This is a genomic window from Pseudomonas sp. NPDC090208 (assembly GCF_044746785.1).
Taxonomy (GTDB): domain Bacteria; phylum Pseudomonadota; class Gammaproteobacteria; order Pseudomonadales; family Pseudomonadaceae; genus Aquipseudomonas.
On sequence record NZ_JBIVCU010000029.1, the window covers coordinates 40,542 to 50,346 of the forward strand.

The following is a 9,805-nucleotide window of genomic DNA, read 5'->3' on the forward strand; positions in this document are numbered from 1 at the left end:
GGGCGGTTTTGCCGAACCGCCCTCTTTTTGCTTTCATCAAGCCATGACTTTTTCCGAGTGAAACGATGGACACCTTCCAGACCATGCGTTGCTTCGTTGCCGTGGCGCAGAGCGGCAGCTTCACCGGCGCCGCCGAAGTCCTCAACACCACGACCACCAACGTTTCCAAAGCCGTTTCCGCCCTTGAAGCGCGCCTGCACACGCGCCTGATCAACCGCACCACGCGGCGCCTGGCACTCACCGAAGCCGGCATTCGCTATTTGCAACGCTGCGAAAAGATCCTCGAAGAAATGCGCGAGGCCGACGAGGAAGCCGGCACCGCCCACACCCTGCCCGCCGGGCGTCTGAAGATCCACACCATGTCGGCCATCGGCAACCACTACGTGATCGACGCCATCGCCCGATACCGCGAAACGCACCCCTCGGTGATGTTCGATCTGGTGCTGACCAACCGCCTGCCCGACCTGCTCGAAGAGGGCTACGACATGTCGATCGTACTGGCACGGGACCTGCCCGATTCCGGTTTTGTCGCCCAACGCCTGGGGGTGACCTACAGCATCCTCTGCGCCTCACCAGGCTATCTGGCCAAACATGGCATGCCGCAGACGCCGGCGGAGCTGGCCGAATACGACTGCCTGCGCATCGTCAACACGGTGATGCCGGTCGAGCACTGGACGTTCAACGGGCCACAGGGGGAGGAAACCGTGCATGTGCTGACCTCGCCGTTTCACGTCAATACAGCGGACGGCATGACGGTGGCGATCAAGAACGGCATGGGCATTGGCATTCAGCCGATTGCGTCGGCCGTGGAGGGGTTGAAGGCGGGAACATTGGTGCGGGTATTGCCGGCTTATCGCCTCGAGGAATTGAATCTGTTTGCCATTTATCCATCGAGAAAGTTCGTCGATGCCAAAACAAAGACCTGGGTTGAATACCTCAAGTCATGCATTCCGCAATTACTGGCAGCCGATGAAGATATCGCAGGGTCGGTGACACGATAATAAAGATTCAGCGTTTCATTACAGCGGCGGTCATGGAGTGTCGACCCTCCATCGCCCGCACGCGCATCAGCCGTTAGTGCAATCGGTGCCCATCGCCTGATATTCGACGACGTGCTGCTGGCCCTTGGAATCCTGATATGTCATCTGCACCGGCGCTGGGCCGCAACGGTCGGAGATATCGGTCACGGCGATGACTTTGGCGATATCCAGCTTCATCGCGTAGTTGTAAGTTTCAACCGGCGCCTGGGCAGTTGCCGAACTTTCAGCAAACACCGGGGCCACCATACTGCCGAGCGCCAACATCATTGCAAACTTTGCAAGTTTCATGTGCTTCACCATTGATTAGAGAGTGACTTCAAGGCCGGACTGACCAGGAAGTTGATCGTGCCTATCGAGTTCTCCCGGCGAGCATTTGTTTACTCATCCGGTAGAAGCGATATTAGGCACTTGCAGGGTCGACAAACAGTCGCGAGTGAGACAAAGACTATTGTCGAATTCGGCATAAATGGTGGGTTTGCTCTGTAGCAGTTCGGCCTGCCGACGGTGGCGTCCGCATGATCGCTGCCGCCGGCAAGCCGGACTGCTACGGGTTTTGGGTCATCCGTTGGAGAGGCGGAAAACACACTAATACTGTGGGAGGGACCCCTGCTCGCGAAGGCGGTGGGTCAGTTGGCACTGTGTTGTCTGAACGAACGCCATCGCGAGCAAGCTCACTCCTACAGGGTTTGTGGTTTACGCATTTCTATCGAATGTCCCGAGAAGAACCTGTGGGAGCGTGGCTTGCCCGCGAAGGCGGTGGGACTGCTGGCATGGGGTTGTATGGACTGACGCTTTCGCGGGCAAGCGCGCTCCCACGGCCTGCGGCCAGAAGCAAAAGCGGCGGTGTTCGCCGGACTGCTACGGGTTTTGGGTTATCCGTTGGAGAGGCGGAAAACACATACATCCTGTGGGAGGGAGCCCTGCTCGCGAAGGCGGTGGGTCAGTCGGCACTGTGTTGTCTGAACGAACGCCATCGCGAGCAAGCTCACTCCTACAGGGTTTGTGGTTTCCGCATTTCTATCGAATGTCCCGAGAATAACCTGTGGGAGGGAGCTCTGCTCGCGAAGGCGGTGGGACTGCTGGCACGGTGTTGTCTGGGCTGACGCTTTCGCGGGCAAGCGCGCTCCTACGGCCTGCGACCAGAAGCAATTGCGGCGGTGTTCGCCGGACTGCTACGGGTTTTGGGTCATCCGTTGGAGAGGCGGCAACCACACATCCTGTGGGAGGGAGCTCTGCTCGCGAAGGCGGTGGGTCAGTCGGCACGGTGTTGTCTGGGTTGACGCTTTCGCGGGCAAGCCACGCTCCCACGGCCTTTGGCCAGAGGCAAAAGCGGCGGTGTTCGCTGGCCCGTAGCAGTCCGGCTTGCCGGCGGTGGCGTCCGCATGATCGCTGCCGCCGGCAAGCCGGACTGCTACGGGGTGCAGGTGATGGCGTTGCTTACCAGGGTGTCGGTTCCAGCGCGCCGACACCGGTTGGGGTGGTGGCACCCTCGCCGTTGCGCAGGAACGGCAGGTGCCAGAAGTCATTGGGTACCACCACATCCCCCGGCATGACGTTTTCCGGAAAGATGAATTCAAACACCGGCGCCACGTATTGACCGGCAACCAAGCCGTTGGCCACGGTCAGGCGACTGGCATTCTGCAGGCAGCTGTCCACCCCCGGTTGGGGCAATGTCGGCTGGGGTACGCACAGCGAGCGCGCCACGACCCGCAAGGTGCGGCTCGGCTGGCTGAGCAGCCCGGTCGGCGCCTTGCTGGCCCGCAACCGGGCGCGTTGCGGCTGGGCACCGACGTTCTGTGTGGTGATCCCGCCCGAAGCACCGGCACAGGAAGCCGCCAGCACGCCTGAAGGGTCGCACTCCCCTGTCATCTCGAACGGTGTGACCCAACGGTTGGTTTGTACGCCGGTCGCAGGGTCGACATCGATCAGGTAGATGTCCACCGGCGTCTTGACGTCAGTGGTCAGCGCTTCGAGGAAGATACGGTCCTGGGTTTCCTGAGCGGCGCCGTTGACCGCAATCAGTGTCGGATCAGCCGTGCCGACGCCGAACTCGCCAATCGCCAGATAGCTGGGCTGAGTGCCTGGCTGGGTATAAATGCCGAGATTGGCTTCGATGGTGTGAGCCGAGATGAAATCCGGATAACCGCCGCTGGTCGACTTGAACAGCGTGCCGGAATAGGTGATGAAGTCGCCGACCTCGAACGGCACTTGTTGCGTCGGATCCGGGTCGGTGGCGGTCCGGGTCGGGTCACTGAAACGCTTCATGACGAACTGGCTGCAATAGACCTGCCCCGGCCTCGGCGGTGTCAACTCGCCCGCCGCCGGCAAAGGCACGCCAGCCTGGGAGAAGTTGCGGCAGTTGTTGGTGGTTGTCGGGGTGACCACTTTGGGCCGGTTTTTCTGCGGGCAGAGCGCGTCATCGCCTGTACGCGGTACGCACATCGGATATCCGGTGGCCGAGTGAATCGTCGGGTTGGCGTCATCTACGGAAAAGCGCGGGTCGGGACTTTGCGCACGTCCGAAGCGCCCATTGGGATCGTTGATCTGCAGAATGGTCGGTTGCGACGAGTTGGCACTGGTCACTTCAATATTGCCGGTGGTCTCGTCGATCCGGCTGATATAACCGCTGCCGACATGGGCTGATTGCTGGGAAATAAAGATCAGTCCGGCGATCTGTTTGCCACTGACCGTGTTGCCGACAACATGAACTTCAAACGACGGATACGTGACCGGCAGTTGTTTGAGACCCAGCGGGCCACCGTGAACGAACTCGGCCCAAGTCAGTGTGTTGGCAGGCATCTGAATCACCGAGTTGCACGGCACGGTAATTGTCGTGCCATTGACCACCACGGTTCCGCCCAAACGACCCGGATTACTGGTATTGGGGCAATTGCTGTTACTGGCATCGACTGTCATGTCCTGAATGAAGCCGGTGATATCAAAGCCATGTATTGCCAACGGGTCGGTAAATACCGGGTCAGGCAATGTCGGCGTATTGAAAGGTGGTGTAGCGCCCTTGACCGGCTTGGCGGTCCCGCCTTTGGCCCAGGTATCGCCGACTCCGGCAAAGCTCAACGCCAGAGCGGTCAGCACCGCACCGGCGACCAGTGCCGGACGACCGAAAATACCGCCAGGCCGCTTTTGCGCGAGGGCTGCGGCCAAGGTTTTGATTCCTGCACATATGTTCATAGTGTTCTCCGAAACGCTGCCAGCCGTTTGCAACCGTTCGATTGTCCCGCAGACCCGACATGCACAAAGACCCGTGCAAACCATACGGAGCGATGCAGGTATCGAATGAATGGCTCGACCTGGAATACCGGGTAGCGGTTGTTCCATCGATCCCGCGCGGCAATGCACTGGCCGGTTTCGGGCACTTTCGCAGGAGATCATTTATTAGCCGACATTGCCCTAGCACTTGCCATGCCGTTATTTGATAAATGAGCACCGCCCGAAAAAACAACGATCAATTGTCAAAAAAATGTTGAACTTAGTCATTGTAATTAAAGGCCTTACCCAGAACCGGGGAAGTACCACCACGTTTGGGTTAACTATAAAACGGACGCACATACCCATACGCAGAAGTTCATCTGTATAAATAAGAACCGCTCACCATTCGAAAGACCGCAAGTTATGAATACGGCGTTAAATTCATGAAAATTTCGTGAATAACCTGTTCGAAACAATGCGGTATCGGGCCCGTTGAATAACGGAGAAAGAAAGTTTGCCTGACGCCATCCGCGTCAAACCAAAACAGCAGACGACAACACGGCTTGTCGACAGTGATGTCCATCAGGACACCGCCGTCGGCAAGCCATGCTGCCAGGGGAAAAGGAGAGCGACTCGCTGGGGGCTTACTTGCTGGCGACTTCCGCCATCTGCCCACCAGTCACCAGCGCTTTGAGCGAGGCGTCGAACTGTTTCAGGGCGTTGACCTGCAGGTCGCGCTGCTGGTTGATCTGCGCGGCGATTTCCGGGGCGCTCTTGTCGTGGACCCAGACCGATGACAGCTCTTTGGCGCCCACACCTTCGGCCTTGCCGATGTACTGCAGGTTGTTGTCGTAGAACTTGGCAACGAAGCGCGCTTCGAACTGGCTGTTGCGCTGGGTCACCAGTTGGCTGTAAGTGTCGAGCATCACCACCACATCAGGCCGTGCAGCCATCAACGCATCGAGGTTGTCGTAGACAGTCACCGAAGCAAACTCCTTCTCCAGCGAGCCTTTCAACCAGTCGATGGCCAGTTTCGGGTCAGAGCTGTTGACGAAGGCATCGCGAATCCGCGAGTCGAGCACGCCGCTCTTCACGCCTTTGAGGGCGGTGGCGTGGTAGCGCTCCAGATACTGAAGGGTGTTGACGGTGTTTTCGCTGTAGAGCACACCCACCGACTGGGTCGCTTTCAGGCCCAGGGTGCTGTCGGAAACCGGCATGAAATGGCAGGACTGCTCTTCAGCGGCGGACGCCGGAGCGGTGGCGATGAAACCGCCGGTCAATACGGCGACAAGAGCCAGCAGGGTTGAAATTCTCATCGCGTCGTATCCTTCTGAAGCCAGTTCGGTATGGCTCTATCCTGCTCCTTCCAGAAAAAAAAAGAACTCCCGATCCTTGATGTTAACTATCGATTTCAGAAATGGTACGCGGGCGAAGAAAGTCTTTTACGTTTTCCTGAATAAAGCCCCCGGCCCCTATGCTTTTTCGGCCTGATCACCAGGCGAAGCGGCCGACGATCTGGCTGACTTTATGCAGCGCCAGTTCCAGCGCTTCGCCGTCCAGCGAACCCAGCGCCAGACGGATCGCATGGGGCACCGGGCTGGATATCGCGAACGGTTCGGCGGTCGACACCGCCACGTTCACCTCCAGCAAGGCCACCGCCACCTGATCAGCGCGCACCTCTTCCGGCAACGGCAGCCAGAGAAAATACGATGCCGGATGGCTGATCACGTTCAGCCCCGCCAATATCCGCCGGGCAACGAGCTGGCGACCGCGAGCATCTTCGCGCTTCTGCCGTTCAAGCCGGGCCAGTGTGCCGTCCTCGATCCAGCCGCAGACCAGCGCAGTCATCACGCCCGGCGTGTTCCAGGTGGTGGCACGGATGGCGCGCTCCAGCAGCGGCACCCACCCAGGCGGCGCCACTGCATAACCGACGCGCAGGCCGGTGGCGATGTTCTTGGAGAACCCCGAGACGTAGACGGTCCGCTCCGGCGCCAGGGTCTGCACGGGCGCCGGCGCGTCCTCGGCCAGAAACGCATAGGCGCCGTCTTCAATCAACAGCAGATCGTGCTGACGGGCGATCTGCACCAAGCGCTCACGCCAAGGCAGATCCATGACCCAGCCCATCGGGTTGTGCAGCGTCGGCATCGTGTACACGGCCTTGACCCGCCGCGTGCGACAGAGCTTTTCCAGACCCTGCAGATCCGGCCCGTAGGTATTCAGTGGAATCGGCACCAGTTCCAGCCGCTGCGCCTCGGCGACCACCTTAAAGCCCGAATAGGTCAGCGCGTCCACGGCCACCACGTCGCCCGGTTTGAGCAGTGCCATGGCCGTCACCGCCAGGCCATGCTGCGCACCGCTGACGATCAGCACCTGTTCAGCGTCGACCCGCAGACCGCGCACCTGCAGATGTCGGGCAAAGCAGGCGCGCTCGTGACTGCGTCCGGCGTGGGGCTGATAGCGCAGCAGCGCCTCCAGATCGCCGGACAGCGCCAGCTGCCGCAACGCCCCGCGCAGCAATTCGGCCTGCTCCGGTAGCGCCGGGTAATTGAAATTGAGGTCGAGCACGCCGGCCGCTGGCGCCTCCTGATTGACCCCATGGCCGGGCGGCAGCGCGGTTTCCCGCACGAAGGTGCCACGACCGGTTTCGCCGCTGACCAGCCCCATGGCTTCCAGCTCGGCATACACCCGCGAGGCGGTGACCAGCGCCAGACCGTGGGCTTCGGCCAATTGCCGATGGGTCGGCAAGCGCGTGCCGGGGGCCAGTGCGCCGGAGGCAATATCGGCGGCGAAATCATCGACCAGGGTCTTGTAGCGGGCGCGTGGCATTGGCGATGTATCCATGACAATTTTTTGATTGTCATGATAATAGGTCGCAGGATGAGGGCCACGCAACCGCCCTCTTCACTGACCGAGCCGGCCGACCATGGAACATGCCTCCAACGTGCAGCAACAGCGCAGCACCCACAACACCCGCGGCTGGCTCAATGGCCTGCTGGGGGTGATCATTTTCAGCGGCTCGCTGCCGGCCACCCGCATCGCCGTGCAGCAATTCGATCCAGTGTTTCTCACCGTGGCCCGCGCCTCCATCGCCGGGGTGCTGGCGGTGTTGTTGCTGTGGCTGTTGAAGGAAAAACGCCCGGCGAAACATCAGTGGCTGCCACTGACCGTCGTCGCGCTCGGTGTAGTGCTGGGTTTTCCGCTGTTGACCGCGCTGGCGCTGCAGTACGTGACCTCGGCGCACTCCATCGTCTTTGTCGGCCTGTTGCCGCTGGCGACGGCCAGTTTTGCCGTGATGCGCGGCGGCGAGCGGCCACGACCGGCGTTCTGGCTGTTTTCCATCCTCGGCAGCAGCCTGGTGGTGGCGTTTGCCTGCCTGCAAGGCCTGACCGCTTCGCCGCTGGGCGACCTGCTGATGTTGCTGGCAATCCTCGCCTGCGGCCTGGGTTACGCCGAAGGCGCGAAATTGTCCCGCACGCTGGGCGGCTGGCAGGTGATCTGCTGGGCGCTGGTGGTGTCCCTGCCGGTGATGCTGGTGCTGAGCGCCTGGACCCTGCCACCGTCGTTCGCCCACGTCACCGCCCCGGCGTGGTGGAGCCTGGGCTATGTGTCGTTGTTCAGCATGCTGATCGGTTTCGTGTTCTGGTATCGCGGCCTGGCCCAGGGTGGCATCGCGGCTGTCGGCCAGTTGCAACTGCTGCAACCGTTCTTCGGCCTGACGTTGGCCGCCACCCTGCTGCATGAAGCCGTGAGCCTGGGCATGCTCGGTGTCACCGTGGCGGTGATTGCCTGCGTGGCCGGAGCACGGCGTTTTTCCTGAGCGGCACCGCGGGCATCTGGCTGTATATAATCGCCAGCCACACGCGCCCACCTGGGCGCCCTCGCCCGCAGCCGCAGGAAGTCGACCGACGTATGAGTGACAAGGAACCCGAGAAAACCGGCGGCGTGCCGCGCATGGCCGACGTCGCGCGGCTGGCTGGCGTGTCGAAGATGACTGTGTCGCGGGTGCTGGCCGGGCGCGATGTGTCGCCGCTAACCACGCAGCGGGTGCAGGCCGCCATCGACAGTCTCGGTTATCTGCCCGACGCCTCGGCCGGCACCTTGTCCAGCGGGCGTTCGGAGTTCGTGGTGGCACTGGTGCCGTCGCTGGTGAGTTCCAACTTCGCCGACACCGTGCGTGGGCTCAACGACGTGGTCCGCGAGCGCGGGCTGTGCCTGCTGCTCGGTGACACCGATTACCACCTCGATCAGGAAGCCTTGCTAGTGCGCACCCTGCTGCGGCATCGGCCGCTGGGGGTGATGCTGACCGGCAGCGCGCACCTGGACACGACCCGGCAGATGCTGCGCCAGGCCCAGGTGCCAGTGGTGGAAACCTGGGACGTGCCGGACGATCCGCTCGACCAGTCCGTGGGTTTTTCCAACGCTGAAGCGGCGGCGAGCATGGTTCGTCACCTGCACGCCAAGGGCTATCGACGCATTGCGTTTATCGGTGGTGCGTCGCCTCTGGATCATCGCGGCCAACAGCGTCAGCAAGGTTATCTACTGGCGCTGACGGCGCTGGGCCTTGCGCCGCGCCTCATCGAACACGGTGATTCGCCGATCACCATGAGCCATGGCGGCGAGTCCGTCGGGTTGCTGCTGGAGCAATGGCCGGACACCGATGCGGTGATCTGCGTCAGCGACCTGTCGGCGTTCGGCGCGATCATGGAATGCCACCGCCGAGGCCTGAAAGTACCGCAGGACATCGCCGTGGCCGGCTTCGGCGATTTCGAGGTGTCGCGCTACTGCACGCCGACCATCACCACCATCGCCGTCGACCCCTACCAGATCGGCCGCCGCGCCGGCGAACTGCTGCTCGCCGCCGACAAGGCCCGACGCGACGGCCAGCCCCGCCCGGCCGAAGTGGTGGTGACCGGCTACGAGATCGTTTCCCGGGAAAGCACCTGAGCTGAATCTGTGGGACATGCGATAGAAATGCGGAAACCACAAATCCTGTAGGAGTGAGCTTGCTCGCGATGGCGCTCGTTCAGACAAGGCTGCATCGACTGACACACTGCTTTCGCGGGCAAGCCACGCTCCCACAGGTTCTCGGGACATGCGATAGAAATGCGGAAACCACAAATGCGGTAGGAGTGAGCTTGCTCGCGAAGGCGTCAGTCCAGACAAAGCCGTATTGACTGACCCACCGCCTTCGCGAGCAGGGCTCCCTCCCACAGGTTTTCGGGACATGCGATAGAAATGCGGAAACCACAAATCCTGCAGGAGTGAGCTTGCTCGCGATGGCGTTCGTTCAGACAACGCCGTGCCAACAGGTCCACCGCCTTCGCGAGCAGGGCTCCCTCCCACAGATTCTCGGGACATGCGATAGAAATGCGGAAACCACAAATCCGGTAGGAGTGAGCTTGCTCGCGATGGCGTTCGTTCAGACAACGCCGTGCCAACAGGTCCACCGCCTTCGCGAGCAGCGCTTGTGTCTTTAGCTGAGGTAATGTCAGAGGTGAGAGGGGTGGATGGCAGCTGATGAGCAGCGGTGCCTTTTGAGCACGTGAGGGAGCCAAGCT

8 protein-coding genes are annotated in these 9,805 nt (G+C 61.3%); 3 read left to right on the forward strand and 5 right to left on the reverse strand.

Annotated features, from left to right (window positions below; translation table 11 throughout):
• The first annotated feature begins 65 nt into the window (after positions 1-65).
• On the forward strand, positions 66-1,001 hold the full coding sequence (locus ACIPL0_RS29925) for a LysR family transcriptional regulator (protein ID WP_400601012.1): 936 nt from the start codon (positions 66-68) through the stop codon (positions 999-1,001).
• Between the two features lie 66 nt (positions 1,002-1,067).
• Here ACIPL0_RS29925 and ACIPL0_RS29930 read toward each other — a convergent pair whose 3' ends face one another.
• The 4 genes from ACIPL0_RS29930 to ACIPL0_RS29945 form a co-directional block, all read right to left on the reverse strand.
• Positions 1,068-1,328: a DUF2790 domain-containing protein gene (locus ACIPL0_RS29930; protein WP_400601011.1), complete on the reverse strand. Its 261-nt coding sequence runs from the start codon at positions 1,326-1,328 to the stop codon at positions 1,068-1,070.
• A 1,149-nt stretch (positions 1,329-2,477) separates the two neighbouring features.
• On the reverse strand, positions 2,478-4,202 hold the full coding sequence (locus ACIPL0_RS29935; protein WP_400601009.1) for a hypothetical protein: 1,725 nt from the start codon (positions 4,200-4,202) through the stop codon (positions 2,478-2,480).
• Positions 4,203-4,891: 689 nt separating this feature from the next.
• Entirely contained in the window at positions 4,892-5,563 is a 672-nt protein-coding gene (locus ACIPL0_RS29940) for an ATPase (RefSeq protein ID WP_400601008.1), read from the reverse strand.
• A gap of 175 nt (positions 5,564-5,738) precedes the next feature.
• Complete coding sequence (locus ACIPL0_RS29945; protein WP_400601007.1) at positions 5,739-7,073, reverse strand: PLP-dependent aminotransferase family protein; 1,335 nt, start codon at positions 7,071-7,073, stop codon at positions 5,739-5,741.
• 97 nt (positions 7,074-7,170) lie between these two features.
• Here ACIPL0_RS29945 and ACIPL0_RS29950 point away from each other — a divergent pair, with 97 nt between their 5' ends.
• Positions 7,171-8,064, forward strand: coding sequence for a DMT family transporter (locus ACIPL0_RS29950; protein WP_400601005.1), 894 nt, complete (start codon positions 7,171-7,173; stop codon positions 8,062-8,064).
• 92 nt (positions 8,065-8,156) lie between these two features.
• Entirely contained in the window at positions 8,157-9,191 is a 1,035-nt protein-coding gene (locus ACIPL0_RS29955) for a LacI family DNA-binding transcriptional regulator (protein ID WP_400601003.1), read from the forward strand.
• 206 nt (positions 9,192-9,397) lie between these two features.
• Here ACIPL0_RS29955 and ACIPL0_RS29960 read toward each other — a convergent pair.
• Positions 9,398-9,805, reverse strand: a 408-nt coding sequence (locus ACIPL0_RS29960; protein WP_400601001.1) for a hypothetical protein, incomplete at its 5' end; no start/stop codon positions are given.

Coding starts and splice junctions, on each gene's coding strand:
- ACIPL0_RS29940 (WP_400601008.1), bottom strand. CDS start 5,563: ATGAGAATTTCAACCCTGCTGGCTCTTGTCGCCGTATTGACCGGCGGT.
- ACIPL0_RS29930 (WP_400601011.1), bottom strand. CDS start 1,328: ATGAAACTTGCAAAGTTTGCAATGATGTTGGCGCTCGGCAGTATGGTG.
- ACIPL0_RS29925 (WP_400601012.1), top strand. CDS start 66: ATGGACACCTTCCAGACCATGCGTTGCTTCGTTGCCGTGGCGCAGAGC.
- ACIPL0_RS29950 (WP_400601005.1), top strand. CDS start 7,171: ATGGAACATGCCTCCAACGTGCAGCAACAGCGCAGCACCCACAACACC.
- ACIPL0_RS29945 (WP_400601007.1), bottom strand. CDS start 7,073: ATGCCACGCGCCCGCTACAAGACCCTGGTCGATGATTTCGCCGCCGAT.
- ACIPL0_RS29955 (WP_400601003.1), top strand. CDS start 8,157: ATGAGTGACAAGGAACCCGAGAAAACCGGCGGCGTGCCGCGCATGGCC.